Origin of the sequence: Microcoleus sp. C2D2 (assembly GCF_036702495.1) — a bacterium.
GTDB lineage: Bacteria > Cyanobacteriota > Cyanobacteriia > Cyanobacteriales > Microcoleaceae > Microcoleus.
The window spans coordinates 1-14,950 of sequence record NZ_JAUBTO010000175.1; the positions used below are offsets into that span (position 1 = coordinate 1).

The following is a 14,950-nucleotide window of genomic DNA, read 5'->3' on the forward strand; positions in this document are numbered from 1 at the left end:
TCTGGTGGAACAGGCATTTTGTCTGTTGATATTTAAAGAACAGGCAAGATGCCTGTTCCACAAAGGTTGAATTTTCTGGTGGAACAGGCATTTTGTCTGTTGATATTTAAAGAACAGGCAAGATGCCTGTTCCACAAAGGTTGAATTTTCTTGTGGAACAGGCATCTTGCCTGTTCATAAAAGGTTTTGACACTAAGCGCTATAATCAAAAAGCTTTATTTTTAGTCCATAACCCCCAACCATGAGAACTTACTACTGCGGCGAACTGCGAAGCGAACACATCGGAGAGACTGTCACCCTTTACGGCTGGGTGGATCGCCGCCGCGATCATGGCGGGGTGATTTTTCTGGATGTGCGCGATCGATCGGGTATTGTGCAAATTGTCAGCGATCCTGAACGGACTCCCGATTCCTATCACGGGGCTGAGGCTTTGCGCAGCGAATACGTGGTTAAAATTACGGGTAGAGTCACCGGCCGCCCCGAAGAGTCCCTCAACCCGAAATTGCCTACGGGTGAGGTGGAAATTTATGCTGACGAAATTGAGTTGTTGAATGCGGTTCGCAAACAGTTACCCTTTCAGGTGGCGACGGCGGAGACTGAAAGCGTCCGGGAAGATTTGCGGCTGAAATATCGCTATTTGGACTTGCGGCGCGATCGTATGAGTCGCAATTTGCAGCTTCGCCACCAAGTTGTCAAAGCTATGCGCCGCCACCTGGAAGATGTCGAAGGTTTCATGGAAATTGAAACGCCGATTTTAACTCGGGCGACTCCAGAAGGTGCGAGAGATTATTTAGTTCCCAGCCGCGTCAATCCCGGTGCATGGTATGCTTTGCCGCAGTCGCCGCAGTTGTTCAAACAATTGTTAATGGTGTCTGGTTTTGACAGATATTATCAAATTGCCCGCTGTTTCCGCGATGAAGATTTGCGCGCTGACAGACAGCCGGAATTTACGCAATTGGACATGGAAATGAGTTTCATGTCTGTGGAAGAAGTAATTGCCTTAAATGAAGGTTTAGTCTGCCAGATTTTCCAAACTGTCAAAGGCGTTGAATTGCCTTGTCCTTTCCCGCGCTTGACTTACGCTGAAGCAATGGATCGCTACGGTAGCGACAAACCGGATACTCGCTTCGGTATGGAATTAGTCGATGTTTCCGATTTGATGAAAGATTCGGGATTTAAGGTATTTTCCGGGGCGGTTGCTGCGGGCGGAATTGTGAAAGTTTTGCCGATTCCGGGCGGGAATGATGCGATTTCTAATGTGCGGATTAAACCCGGTCCGAAAGGCGATTTGTTTAAGGAAGCCAGCGAAGCGGGTGCGAAGGGATTGGCTTACATCCGCGTGCGGGATAACGGCGAAATTGATACGATCGGCGCTATTAAGGATAATTTGACGGAAGCACAAAAACAGCAATTGCTCGATCGCACGGGCGCGCAACCAGGTCATTTGTTGTTATTTGCTGCGGCTGATGTGACAACTGTCAATAAGACTTTGGATAGATTGCGTTTGTTCGTGGGTAACGAATTGGGATTGATTGACAAGGACAAGATGAATCTGCTGTGGGTGACAGATTTCCCGATGTTTGAATGGAACGCTGATGAGAAGCGTTTGGAAGCATTGCATCACCCGTTTACTGCGCCGCATCCTGACGATATTAATGATTTGAAAACTGCGAGGGCTCAAGCTTACGATTTGGTGTTAAACGGTACAGAAATCGGCGGCGGTTCTCTGCGGATTTATCAGCGGGAAGTTCAGGAAAAGGTGTTTGAGGCGATCGGCTTATCGACTGAGGAAGCTTACAATAAGTTTGGCTTTTTGTTGGATGCGTTTGAGTATGGAACTCCGCCCCACGGAGGTATTGCTTACGGTTTGGATCGGTTGGTGATGCTGTTGGCTGGTGAGGAATCGATTCGCGATGTGATTGCGTTTCCGAAGACGCAGCAGGCGGGTTGTTTGCTGACAAATGCGCCGGCTGGGGTGGATGAGAAGCAGTTGAAGGAGTTGCAAGTGCGATCGACTTATACGCCCAAGTCATAAGCGGATCTGGACTTAGGCAAAGCCTATGTGTCATGCTGAGAGAAGGGAAGCATCTCGCTGGATGCTTCACTACACTGCGTTTTGTTCAGCATGACAGACACGATTCTGCGTCCTGGACTGTCATTGAGTCAAAACTTTGGCTGATACTGTATGCTAGAGTTACATTCCACGTCTTTAGACTAAAAACGCTATAATTATCATAATCGAAAATAGGTAAAAACGATGTCAACAGTTTATCGTTTAAAAGCCAGCGAACTCAATCATCATTTTTTAGAACAAATCAAGGCGACTTTTGGAGATAAAGAGATTGAAATAATTGTTTCTGAGTGTGATGAAACAGAATATCTTTTAAAATCAGAAGTCAACAAAAATAGACTTTTAAAAGCTATTGAAAATGTTAAAGAGGGGCAAAATTTAGTTGAAGTTAATTTACAGAATTTGCAATGAGCAGAAGAATTGTTTTTGAATCTTCTGCTTTTGCAGATTTTAATGAATGGGCAAAATTAGACAAAAAGATTTATCGCAAAATTGTAGAATTGATTAAAGATATAGACCGCTCACCGTTTGAAGGATTGGGAAAACCTGAACCTCTGAAATACGAGTTAAGTGGTTTTTGGTCTAGGCGCATTGATAACGAACATCGTTTAGTTTACCAAGTTACGGATCGAGAAATTGCGATCGTGGCTTGTAAGTATCATTACACGGAATAGATGTGATTGCGTTTCCGAAGACGCAGCAGCCGGGTTGTTTGCTGACAAATGCGCCGTCTGGTGTCGATGAGAAGCAGTTGAAGGAGTTGCAAGTGCGATCGGCTTATACGCCCAAGTCATAATTATGAAACACCTTGATAATTTAACCATCCATCGGTTCCGAGGCTTGCGAGATTTAACCTTGCAGGACTTGGGTCAAATCAACATATTGGTTGGTGGGAATAACTCAGGTAAAACCAGTGTTTTAGAGGCGATATCAACCTATTGTCGCCCCTTAGATATCGGAGAATGGCTGAAAACAGCACAGCGTCGAGAAATCAAGGCTTCTCCCACGCTTCCATTAAATGCTTTCAAATGGTTATTTCCTCAAAACAATGAAGTACCTAAACCCATTCTTTACGTAGGAGAAACCTATATTTCTGGGAATGGTAGCTTCCAAGTCGTAGAATCTAGAGCAATCTACAACCAGATGGAACTGCTATATCAATCAGAAAAAGATTTTGAAGATAGCGCTGAAGATTGGCTAGAATCTTATGACTACACTGAATATAAGAGTTCGCACGGTGCTGAAATAGAACTCAAAGCAATATTTCGCGATCCACCAGCATTTGATGGAGTTGACTTGGGTCGTGAATTCTCAGAAAAAATTGAATTATGGTCTAATCAAAGGCTGAGTAGAGGTGATTTGCGCCAACATCACTTCTACCCAGAATTGCCAATTGATATGGTAACACCTGTTTCTCACAGGCAGGAAAAATTAGAGTCCTATCTTCTGTCACAGGCCATACTAAGGGGATTAAAAAATGAGGTAATTAAATTACTTCAGATTGTCGATGTAGAAATAATTGACTTGGAAATTTTGTCACTTGGAGAACCTCGCCCTAGTATCTATATCAACCATAAATTATTAGGATTTTCACCTTTAAGTGCTTTTGGTGATGGAGTGCGGCGTTTGCTATTCATTGCTTTATCTATGGCAAAAGTCCGAGGTGGAGTTTTACTAATTGATGAAATAGAAACAGCAATTCATACTGAAGCACTTCGCAGTTCCTTTGCTTCGATTGTGCAGTGGTGCAAGCTGATGGATGTGCAGTTATTTGCAACGACGCACAGTTTAGAAGCGATTGATGCGATGTTGGATGCTAGCGATGCCGAGAGGGACTTAGTTCTTTATCGTTTAGAGAAACGGGAGTCACAAACTAAAGCAGTTAGAATTGAACGGGAAAGACTGCAAAGATTGCGGGAGGATTTGGGTCAAGAGGTACGCGTGTGAAATACGCGATTATTGGAGTAGAAGGACCTCACGACCAGGCATTTACAGGCAAGGTTCTCAAGCTTTTGGGTTTTCAAGATTTTCGAGAAGAGTTGAAAGGATTAAAGTCCGATTTAGACCCCTTCTGGCGCAAGTTTATTCCCGTTTATCCCAAAAAAGGAAACTTGTACACACGTCTTAATATGCCTTCTATTCTGTTTAATGATACTATCTCAGTCGCAATTTATGCAGGTGAAGGAAGCAATCTTGTGACTAATTTGGATGACATTTTATTCGCAAATTCTGAGTATCAAACAAATTTGGCAGCATTCGGGATAGTTGCCGATTGCGATAAATCAACTCCCGATCGCATAGTCGAACCATATGCTAAGAAATTCCGCAGTTATTTTCCTAATTTTCCGCAGTGTCCTGGTGTTGTAGATACCAATAGCCCGCGTACAGGAATCTATGTTTTGCCAGATAATGTTTCACAAGGTGTGCTTGATACTTTGCTGTGCAGTTGCGGAGAGATAGCTTATCCCGCGTACATGGAGAAAGCTAGTTCCTATCTAAATGAGTTTTCTGAGTCAGATAGAAAATCTTTAAAGTGGAAAAATTTCGATAGAGAAAAAGCTTTAGTTGCTACTGTTGTAAGTGTTCTCAAACCTGGGAAGACTAATACAGCAAGTATTGCTGATAATAATTGGGTCAGCGAACAGACAAAGCAGCAGGTTCCTGCTTTGGCAAATTTTATTAAGTTTTTGAACGAACTTTTGGAAGTGAGCTAATGGACGATCGCACTTCACAAAAAAAGTGCGATCGCCCTCAAAGACTACTCTTTCCAGTAACGGGTTAAAATCCGAATTACCTCACCCGCCCGAGGCGATGGTAGAGGCGGGCTCCATTCCCCAACTTCTGCAAAACCTAAAACGTGCAACAGATTAACGATGCTGTCTACCGCTTTGGGAACGCCACACAACAGCAAACGAATCGGTTGCTTCCGCAAGAGGTACATCAGGAATTTCTTCCCGGAGCAGTTCGGGAACTGACTTTGGCGGTGATATCATAGAGTTTCCTCCTAAATATGGGAGTTCAAGCCCCCACCGAACGATCGTGAGTCTGAGCGGTGGGGGTTTTGTGTTTGACTATTTACACGGTATCACACCGTGTGTCACTATGCAAGAGGCGTACAAAGAAAGTACGATCGATCTATGAAGTAAATTCCCAGTTGCCTAACTTGCCAGCAAAAAACCTAAAACGAGTAACCAGCTACGTTCCTCCAAACGCCTACAACGTCTTGGAAGATTGGGCCAAGGAAGAAGACCGGACAGTCAGCAATCTCGTAAGTCGGATTGTCTCTGAAGCTGTAGATGCTTACTTGGCTAAAAAGACTACAGAAGACGAACCCAGCAGCAATTAACCTTTGATCTCTACCCTGATGGGTCATTCTCAACTGCCAACCTGTCGGGCCGTTTATTTTGTGTTGGAGTTGGGTTTTGTTTTTCCTCTAACCCGAAACCCGATCCAAAGGGTCAAATTCAGCAACCTGTTTTTGACCAAGAGAGGTAATTGCTAAGACTAAAACACTTAACGTAAGGCCTAAAACCGCATAACTCGGTAGTGAAAAAATAGTTACTTTAAACAAATAAGGCAATTCCCCCCCCTTCCAGTTCCACCGCTTTCCTAGAAACACCAACAGCCCGCCATGAATCACAGCGGTTTGCACCATGACACAGCCAACGCCCAATAACCAAACCGACATTCTTTGCCTAGAGAAAGCACAATTTTTAATCTGAAAACATAAATCATTCAGCAAAAAAACCACCGCCGGTGCTAACATCACAGAACTGGTCGGCTGAGAATAGTTGATAGCAATACTCAAAGTAGAAATTAGCACCATTTCAGATAAGTCAACTTTTTTTGACCAAGCATTGCGAGATTGTTTCTTGTAAAAATACCAACTCACTAAACCAACTAGCAGCAGAACAATCAAGTCAGAAAATAGCTTCGCCACGAAGGGACTATCGGGGAAAAACCTCGGCCCCATAACCCTTAAATCAAGGCGACTCATAGAAATATAAGCATTATTCGATGGATCGTTGAGCCAGAGTGGAAATCCACGAGTCGCATCCTCTATAAATCCTGTTAAGGAATTGCCTGTTACAGCTAGACCTATAACTGCCAAAAAAGTTACCGTGACTAGAGATATAAAAACTAGCTGAAACCGTCTTTTGATTAAAAAATAAGGAAGAAACAATATAACTAAAGTTGGTTTAAACAGGGCAATTCCTAAGAAAACTCCTGCAATTATATTCTGGTTTTTTCTAGCATAAATAAACATCCATAACAGCAGAACCGCAATAAAACTTGCCACATTGCCAACTTGAAGATCGAAAACAAAACCGTAGAGGAATGCAACTGATATACTACAAATAGTCCGAAAAGCTCGTGAGTGCGACACCAACAAGATATTCGCTCCCCATAAAACAAAACCTGTGGCAATAAGATGCAGCCAAGTCCAGATTGTGAAAGCAGTCTTCATCGGGAAATAGCCCAAAAACCACAGCGGAGGAATGATATTAGGTGGATAAACAAAAGATGGAATAAACCCACACACTTTAGTGAGGCGACAGAAACCGATGTTAAACACCTCCACATTAAAGGGACTCAAATGCTGATGGGCTAATCTACTCGCTACATAAAACCACTTAAAATCCCAGTAAGGCGGATCGGGCCGATTAGTCAGATTGTAAACCAACCAACCGGTATAACAGAGAAATCGGGTGAGAACTAATACAATAACTGCTTGCAAAATAAAGTTAACGATAGGTTTACGAAAAAACCGAGTCAACCTTTCGATCCAAGGATGTTTTAAAAACAAAGAATCTTGCCATGCTGTTTTTTCCGTATCTAATCGCCAATTCAATTTGAGAAACAAAGCGACTGCAATTAGAATTATTACATTCCAGAATCCAAAGCTAATCATAGAAAATAATTTTAATATATTTACTCTTTGATGATATCACAACCAGAAATTTGATCGTGTCCGATCGATTAACCATAAGATCCCGGTCGGGGCGGGTTTTTGAGATAGTCAATTATTGGCAGGTATTGTTGGTGAACCCGCCCCTACAAAAATCGCGGTTCCTCGAGGGGACATGATATTATCAACTAAAAGTCAGCCTTTGAACCTAGAATCTAGACGTTTATTCCCCGTTTCAACCTAACTCTCTTTCCTCTCTTTTCTCTGCGTCCTCTGCGCCCTCTGCGGTTAGAAAAAAAAATCTTATTCACAAACGAAATAGAATTGCCATCCAAAAGCCCGATCGCACATTTGCGCCTTATAACCCTGTTCACCCCCAAACATATGCGTTACCCTAGTTGACTACAACTTGTACCGCAATCCCCAACTAAATTCATGCTTCCCCGCATCAAAGAAATAGCCGCCACCCTAGCACCCCGCTTAATCGAAATTCGCCGGCACATCCACTCCCACCCCGAACTCAGCGGCCAAGAATATCAAACCGCCGCCTACGTAGCCGGAGTTCTCGCATCCAGCGGAGTCCGCGCCATCGAAGGAATCGGCAAAACAGGAGTGCTCGGCGAAGTCAAAGGCCACCGCAGCGAGTCCCGGTGGCTGGCAATTCGCACCGATATGGACGCTTTGCCGATTCAAGAACGCACAAACTTAGAATTTGCCTCCCGCAACGAAGGAGTCATGCACGCCTGCGGCCACGACATCCACACCACCGTCGGTTTGGGCGCAGCAATGATATTGTCTCAGCTAGAAGAAAAATTGCCCGGTCACGTCCGCTTCTTGTTTCAGCCTGCAGAAGAGATAGCCCAAGGTGCTCACTGGATGATTAAAGACGGGGCGATGCAAGATGTTGACGGCATCCTCGGAGTGCACGTTTTCCCGACCATTCCCGGCGGTTGCGTCGGTATCCGCCACGGGGCACTGACGGCGGCGGCAGATGACCTAGAATTGATTGTGATCGGCGAATCCGGCCACGGTGCGCGTCCCCACGAGGCGATCGACGCAATTTGGATTGCTTCTCAGATAATTACCACCTTGCAGCAGGCAATTAGCCGCACGCAAAATCCTTTGAGGCCGCTGGTTTTGACGATCGGGCAAATTAGCGGCGGACGTGCGCCGAACGTGATTGCCGATCGAGTAAAATTATTGGGAACCGTGCGATCGCTGCATCCGGAAACCCACGAAAACCTGCCGGCTTGGATCGAACAAATTGTCTCCAGCGTTTGCGCGACTTACGGCGCTAAGTACGAACTCACCTACAAGCGCGGCGTGCCCGGAGTCCAAAACGACCCAAAACTCACACAATTAGTCGAAACTGCGGCTTTAGAAGCTTTAGGTCGATCGCACGTCCAGATTTTACCAGAACCATCCCTCGGCGCCGAAGATTTTTCGATGTACTTAGAACACGCACCCGGAACCATGTTTCGCTTAGGAGTGGGACTGACTGACAAACCCAACTATCCCCTCCATCACCCACAATTTGAGGTCAATGAAGCCGCCATCGTGACCGGCGCTGTCACCTTGGCCTATGCCGCTTGCCAATATTGGAAACAGCATCAAGGTTCACGCTAATAGTCTGAGACGTATGGGTGGTCAGCTAACTAACCGTAGGGTACTTAGCGGCAAAAATGTTTAGTCTCTGGTAAAAACATTCAGCCCTGACCCACCCTACAATAACTACAATAATTAATGATAGAAAATTTTATGAACCTAGATTTCGATAAATTCTGGAATGCCTGCAACCCCAGTGAGTCTCTAAAATTAGGCAATGCCGAAGATCGGCGGTATTACATTGATTTTTCTGAGGTGCGTGGCGGGAAAATTATTAACGTACTCAAAAAGACAATTATCCGTTCGTCATCAGATAAACCGACTTGCCAATTATTTACCGGACACATTGGTTGCGGTAAGTCTACTGAATTGTCGCGACTGCAAAAAGAGTTGACTGATCAGGGGTTTCATGTAGTTTACTTCGAGTCAACACAAGACCTTGATGAAATGGATCTCGATTTGACAGATATCATGTTGGCGATCGCGCGGCGAGTCACCCAAAGCTTGGAAGAGGGCAACATTTCCTTGGAACCACAAGGCTTTAAAGAATTCTTAAAAAACAGTTGGAATTTTTTACAGACTCCTGTGACTTTAGAAGCTGAAGGAGAACTTTTTGGCAACAAAATCAAGGGCAATACAGACGGAAATTTGGAAGTTTCTCTGCCTTTAGGTATCGCCAAAATTACTGCCAAGATCAAAAGTAATCCCGACTTGCGTTCTAAACTGAGACAGTACATGGAACCGCAAGCGAATAAAATGTTAGAACTGCTCAATCAAGAAATTATTGATGTAGCTATTAATCAGCTAAAGGAGCGGGGTAAAAAAGGATTGGTGGTGATTGTTGACAACTTAGACCGGATAGTTTCTAGACCCAATGCAGCGGGGCGATCGTTGCCAGAATATATCTTTATTGACCGGGGGGATCAGTTGCGGCAACTGAATTGCCATTTAGTTTATACCCTGCCGCTGGGATTGATTTTTAGCAATGAAAGTGAAATTTTGAAAAATCGCTTGGGGGGCGGAGTTGACCCGAGAGTTTTGCCTATGGTACCAGTAAAGAATAGAGACGGTAGCGAATGTGTTGAGGGGATGAATTTGCTGAGGCGCATGGTGATGTCCCGGGCTTTCCCTGATGTGCCAACCGAGGAACATATCACATTAATTACCCAAGTTTTGGACAGTCCTGAAACTTTAGATGAATTGTGTCGCGTCAGCGGAGGTCATCTGCGAAACTTGATGGGGATGCTGTTTGGTTGCTTGCAGCAAGATGACCCTCCTATTTCGCAAAAGGTGTTGAAATCAGTGATTCGCAGTTCCCGCGACACTCTGAAGAATGGCATTGATAATGATGAGTGGGAATTACTCTTTAAGGTGGTGAAAGAACAAAGCATTAATGGAGATAAAGAATACCAAAATTTGCTGCGAAACCTGTGGGTTTTTGAATATGTAGACGACATTCAAGGAAATTGGTTTGCCTTGAATCCGCTGTTGATGGAAACTGACAAATTTAAGCTGTGGAAGCAGCAAAATTCTTGAGATTATGGTAAACTCAAATCTAGCCGAAGATATTGCAGCCGAAAATGAGCGATCGCTCTCTACTTTGGTACGGACGATCGCCCGCTTTCAAGGAAAGTTTTCTTTAACTATAGTGCGCTGCAATTATGCTAGCTTGCGTTCTGCAATGCTGGAAAAACTGCGCGATAAATCGACTGTTGAATATCAAGAATTAGTCCTCGAACCTGCGACTAAAACACTTTATCAAACCATTCTCAATGCCGTCCAAGAGCAACCGCCGAAAGCTTTGATAGTTGTTGGTATAGAATCGGTGGTGGCGATTGATGACCTGCTAGCTGGCGCTAATCGAGCGCGAGACCAATTCAAACAAGATTTTGCTTTTCCGTTGATATTATGGGTGACGGATGATGTACTGTCTAAATTTAGTCGATCGGCTAACGATCTGAAGTCTTGGGCTCCTCCTCCCCTTCAGTTTACAATACCGCCCGATGATTTGATGAATTTGTTGTGGCAAAAAGCAGAGCAAGCTTTTGCTAATGTTGAGAATTTCCAATTAGATGACTGTAAAATTGAGTTTTTGAGGAATGACCTGTCAAGTTTGGGAGAAACATTAAACCCAGAATTGCAAGCAAGTTGGCTATTTATTGGGGGTTTAGTTGCATTTCATAAAAATAAAATAAATTTAGCGATCGAACATTATGAGGAAACTTTGACATTTTGGAAGCAAAATCGCCAATTAGAAAGGCAAGGAATTGTCTGCCATAAAATTGCCCAAGCTTACAACCGCAAAGCTGAATTGCACCGGGCTGGAAGTCAGGATTATTGGCAAAAAGCTAGAAACTATTTACAGCAATCTCTGGAGAGTTTTGAGCAAGTGCAGCGACATGATTTAGCTGCGAAATGTATTAGCGAACTTGGCGAAGTGCTGCGACTTTTACAAGATTGGGAAGAATTGCAAAGTTTAGCAGTCAAAGCCTTAGAAATGCACAAAATTTACGGCACTCCTAGTCAAGTAGCTGAAGATTACGGCTTTTTGGCTGAGGTGGCGCTGCAACAATCTCAGTGGGAAAAAGCTTGCGAATCGGCTAAATTAGCATTGTCGGTTTTGGCACAAGCAGGAGTATCCCAACCGCATGGGGACCCAGAAACCGGGTTTTTTTACGAAAATACTTCGTTGTGGCCGACAGATTCGGTAAAAAACCCGGTTTCTTTGGTCGGAGTGCGTAAGTCTGGCCCACAAGAGACTGGTTTGTATCGGTTACTTTTGGCAAAAGGGCAGCGAAATCTCAGTCAACAGTCGCAGGCAGTTAAAAACTTAGAAGTAGCGAAAGTAATTACCCAGCCTCAAGATGATGTCCAGCTTTATCTGAGGATTTTAGAAGAGTTGAGAACTCTCTATTTTGAGCAAAGCGAATATTTAAAAGCATTTCACATTAAACTCGAACAACAAGCAGTTAAAAGCAAATATCGACTGCAAGCTTTTATTGGTGCCAGCCGCTTGCAGTCGCCGCAACAAATAATTGACATCGGTTTAGAATCCGGTAAGTCAAAAGCTGAAATTATTGAAGAAATTGAAGCAGCTTCCGGGCGATCGCGCGATATTAAAGAGATAAGTAAACGGATACGTCTACCTGCTTGCAAGCTGACGATCGTTCACGGACAATCTGGGGTAGGAAAAAGTTCGATAATTCAGGCATGGTTAGTTCCGGCACTGCAACTGACAACTTTTGAAGCGCGGGACATATTGCCTATTTTATTGCAATCCTATCATGATTGGGTGAGGGATTGCGGTGAGTGTTTGAAAACAGGAATTGAACAATTAAAAGCTGTGAATTTGTCAGAACCGATAGACACCCCAGCAGCTATTTTAAAACAGTTGCGACTGAATCAAGACCGTAATTTATTAACTGTATTAATATTTGACCAGTTTGAGGAATTTTTCTTTGCTTATCGAGATCCAATTGGTAGGCAAAAGTTATATGATTTTCTGGCTGAATGTTTAAATCAGATTAGCGACCTCAAAATTATCCTCTCGCTGCGGGAAGATTATCTTTTCTACTTGTTAGAGTTCAATCGCGCCACCAATTTATATATTATTGATAACGACATTCTCACGAAAAAAATCTGCTATTACTTGGGAAATTTCTCAATTTCAGATGCGAAAGCTATTATTCAAACATTAACAAAAGGATCTCAATTTTACTTGGACGATGATTTGGCAAACGCACTGGTAGCAGATTTAGCAGGTGAAGTGGGAGAAGTACGGCCGATCGAACTTCAAATCGTGGGAATGCAACTGGAAAAAAGGCAGATTACTCGACTGAGTGAATATCAACAACTTGGCAGTCAGGCTAAGGTCAAACTGGTTAAGGAGTTTTTAGATGAAGTTATCGCAGATTGTGGTAAGGAGAATAAAGATATTGCCAAAGTTGTCTTGTATTTACTGACGGATGAAAACAACACTCGTCCTCAGAAAAATTTTGCTGAATTAGCAGCAAGTTTACGAATAGAGTTAGTAGAATTAGAGTTAGTTTTAGAGATAATCGTTAAATCGGGATTGGTATTAGAAGTGCCGGGAACTCCGAAACGCTACCAACTTGTTCACGATTATTTAGTGCCTTTTGTCCGCCAATGGGACAAGGCTAAGTTACCAGAAATAAGGGAAAAATTTGAGGAGGTTAAAGCTTTAAAGCAGAGCGCAGAAGAACTCCAAAAGGAATTACAAAAACAGCACGATCAAATACAAGAGCAATCAGAAGAGTTGTTAACAAGACTAAATAAAAGTGACAAAATACAAGAGCAATCAGAAGAGTTGTTAGCAAGACTAAATAAAGATTACAAAATTCTGGCTATTTTTATTATTATTAATATATTATGTTTAGCATTAGAGTGGTCGATATCATTATAAGGGGAGTAGCGTAACAACAACTAAACCAAGCATAGAAATTGGTAAAATTAGAGCGATCGGCAAGTGATGCTTTGAGACTGTTTGAGTTAGGAAATAATCAAATAGAGCGATCTAACAGGCAAGCTGATACAAGAATGTGAACTACCCGCCACTAACCGCAAGCGGCTTGATGGGGGCTTCTGTACTCACAGGCGAATGCCTCAAAACAGACTGACGCCCGCTATGAGGTCTTACTTCCCCTCCTACAGCAGAAACGGCTGTTCCATCCGTCTGTAGCATTCTGATTCCTTCTGTTCTAATATTTGCAGCAGCGTTTCCATCTCGATCGTGATGAGTGCCACAATGGGGACAACTCCATTCCCTTACATCGATCGGCATTTCATCTATTTGATAGAAACAATTAGAACAGAGTTTGGAACTAGGGAACCATCTATTTATCTCTACTAACTTTCCACCCTTACGTTCTAATTTATAGGCTAGAAAATTAGTGAATATTCCCCATCCACAATCAGATATTGCTTTAGCTAAGCTATGATTTCGCACCATGCCTTTGACATTAAGATTCTCTACTACGACAACTTGGTTTTCGTTGACTAGCTTATGCGAAAGCTTGTGTAGAAAATCTTGACGTGCGTTTGATACTCGCTCGTATACCCTAGCGGCTATTTTTTTTGCTTTGAACCTTGAGTTACTACCATCTTTTTTTCTGGCTAATTTTTGCTGTTTCCTCTTGAGATTTTTTTCATGCACAGCTAAATGTTTGGGATTGCTATATTTAGATACTTTCTCTCCATCGTGAGTTACTGCAAAGTCCTTAACGCCTAAGTCAATACCTATTACATCGCCCTCTGTTGAGCTCCGTGGCTTTTCTCCCTCTGTCTCAACTAATATCGAGGCAAAATATTTTCCAGCAGGTGTTTTGCTCACGGTAACGGTTTTCACTTTTCCATCAATCTGTCGATGAATCTTAGCTCTCACTTCCCCGACTTCACCAGGAATCTTAATAGTGTGATTGGCTAATATTTTGACGTTTTGAGGATATTGAATAGATTGCTTACTTTTCTTTGACTTGAATCTCGGAAATCGGCTTCGACCCTCAAAGAAATTTTTATAAGCTGTAACTAATTTGAGAGTAGTAGCCTGCAATACCTGACTGTAGCAATCAGCCAACCAAGATGTTTCTTCTTGTTTCTTGAGTTTGGGCAATATGGCATTGAGCGCTACTTGTCCTATTCCTTTACCTGTTTCTTTGTAAGTCTCGATCGACTTATTTAGGGCAAAATTCCACCACCAACGCGAACAACCAAACGCTTGAGCCAATTTTTGTTCTTGGCTTTGCGTTGGATAGATTCTAACTTTGATAGCTTGGTGTTGCACGAGATATTTTGACGACTTCTCTATGTTGAATATATAATTACTGTGTAGCCTTGTCAAGCACAGGGTTGTTTTTCGTTTTTTGGTCGCTCCATACCTTCGTAACTTTGGGGAGATCGGGGAATTAATTCCCTGGCGGTTGTCTGGTTAGAGCTTATTTCTCGGCAGGATTCCCTGACAAAATTTTCATGACTTTTCATAGATCGATCGCCTTCAATGCTCTATTTAAAGTAGTCCTAGGGTGCGTCGCGACAGAAAATCCCCAACTTGCATATCGACTTTTCTAGTAGCGACGCACCTGTGCCTAAAGTTTGGATAGTTTCAGGGCTTATTGATACGGGGCTAGAAACCGGGTTTCTACAATAATTTTGCGGACAGGAACGAGAAATCTACGAAGAAACCCGGTTTCTGAGAGTACAATCCTGTTTGCAAGGTGCGTCGCTGCGAGATTGCCGCTCTTTTTTTAGGGATTTTCTGTGGCGACACACCCTCAATACTCCGGACAGTTTTTAAGCAGCCAAAGTACCATAAGACAAGACTGAAGGAAGGTTAGGGTGATTTAAAATCA

12 protein-coding genes are annotated in these 14,950 nt (G+C 43.2%); 9 read left to right on the top strand and 3 right to left on the bottom strand.

The features are described from left to right. Positions 1-241: 241 nt before the first annotated feature. The 5 genes from aspS (at position 242) to QUB61_RS33455 (ending at position 4,785) form a co-directional block, all read left to right on the top strand. Positions 242-2,035: an aspartate--tRNA ligase gene (aspS, locus tag QUB61_RS33435; protein ID WP_333133487.1), complete on the top strand. Its 1,794-nt coding sequence runs from the start codon at positions 242-244 to the stop codon at positions 2,033-2,035. Positions 2,036-2,257: 222 nt separating this feature from the next. After that, positions 2,258-2,482: a hypothetical protein gene (locus QUB61_RS33440; protein WP_190655705.1), complete on the top strand. Its 225-nt coding sequence runs from the start codon at positions 2,258-2,260 to the stop codon at positions 2,480-2,482. After that, complete coding sequence (locus QUB61_RS33445) at positions 2,479-2,745, top strand: Txe/YoeB family addiction module toxin (RefSeq protein WP_194069249.1); 267 nt, start codon at positions 2,479-2,481, stop codon at positions 2,743-2,745. The genes QUB61_RS33440 and QUB61_RS33445 overlap by 4 nt, the downstream gene beginning before the upstream one ends. A 124-nt stretch (positions 2,746-2,869) precedes the next feature. Further along, positions 2,870-4,018, top strand: coding sequence for an AAA family ATPase (locus QUB61_RS33450; protein WP_333133488.1), 1,149 nt, complete (start codon positions 2,870-2,872; stop codon positions 4,016-4,018). Next, entirely contained in the window at positions 4,015-4,785 is a 771-nt protein-coding gene (locus QUB61_RS33455) for a DUF3226 domain-containing protein (RefSeq protein ID WP_333133489.1), read from the top strand. The genes QUB61_RS33450 and QUB61_RS33455 overlap by 4 nt, the downstream gene beginning before the upstream one ends. Positions 4,786-4,829: 44 nt before the next feature. Here QUB61_RS33455 and QUB61_RS33460 read toward each other — a convergent pair whose 3' ends face one another. After that, positions 4,830-5,012 (bottom strand): hypothetical protein, encoded by a 183-nt coding sequence (locus QUB61_RS33460; RefSeq protein WP_333133490.1) that lies wholly within the window; start codon positions 5,010-5,012, stop codon positions 4,830-4,832. Between the two features lie 213 nt (positions 5,013-5,225). Here QUB61_RS33460 and QUB61_RS33465 point away from each other — a divergent pair, with 213 nt between their 5' ends. After that, positions 5,226-5,417, top strand: coding sequence for a ribbon-helix-helix domain-containing protein (locus tag QUB61_RS33465; RefSeq protein WP_333133491.1), 192 nt, complete (start codon positions 5,226-5,228; stop codon positions 5,415-5,417). 87 nt (positions 5,418-5,504) lie between these two features. Here the strand turns inward: QUB61_RS33465 and QUB61_RS33470 are convergent, their stop codons facing one another. Next, on the bottom strand, positions 5,505-6,983 hold the full coding sequence (locus tag QUB61_RS33470) for a glycosyltransferase family 87 protein (RefSeq protein WP_333133492.1): 1,479 nt from the start codon (positions 6,981-6,983) through the stop codon (positions 5,505-5,507). Positions 6,984-7,415: 432 nt separating this feature from the next. On the opposite strand from QUB61_RS33470, the gene QUB61_RS33475 reads away from it, so the two are divergent. The 3 genes from QUB61_RS33475 (at position 7,416) to QUB61_RS33485 (ending at position 13,008) form a co-directional block, all read left to right on the top strand. Next, positions 7,416-8,606: a M20 family metallopeptidase gene (locus tag QUB61_RS33475; RefSeq protein WP_333133493.1), complete on the top strand. Its 1,191-nt coding sequence runs from the start codon at positions 7,416-7,418 to the stop codon at positions 8,604-8,606. A 132-nt stretch (positions 8,607-8,738) separates the two neighbouring features. Next, positions 8,739-10,121, top strand: coding sequence for a P-loop NTPase fold protein (locus tag QUB61_RS33480; protein WP_333133494.1), 1,383 nt, complete (start codon positions 8,739-8,741; stop codon positions 10,119-10,121). A 4-nt stretch (positions 10,122-10,125) separates the two neighbouring features. After that, positions 10,126-13,008 (top strand): nSTAND1 domain-containing NTPase, encoded by a 2,883-nt coding sequence (locus tag QUB61_RS33485; RefSeq protein ID WP_333133495.1) that lies wholly within the window; start codon positions 10,126-10,128, stop codon positions 13,006-13,008. Between the two features lie 141 nt (positions 13,009-13,149). Here the strand turns inward: QUB61_RS33485 and QUB61_RS33490 are convergent, their stop codons facing one another. Beyond that, complete coding sequence (locus QUB61_RS33490) at positions 13,150-14,385, bottom strand: RNA-guided endonuclease TnpB family protein (RefSeq protein WP_333133496.1); 1,236 nt, start codon at positions 14,383-14,385, stop codon at positions 13,150-13,152. Between the last annotated feature and the right edge of the window lie 565 nt (positions 14,386-14,950).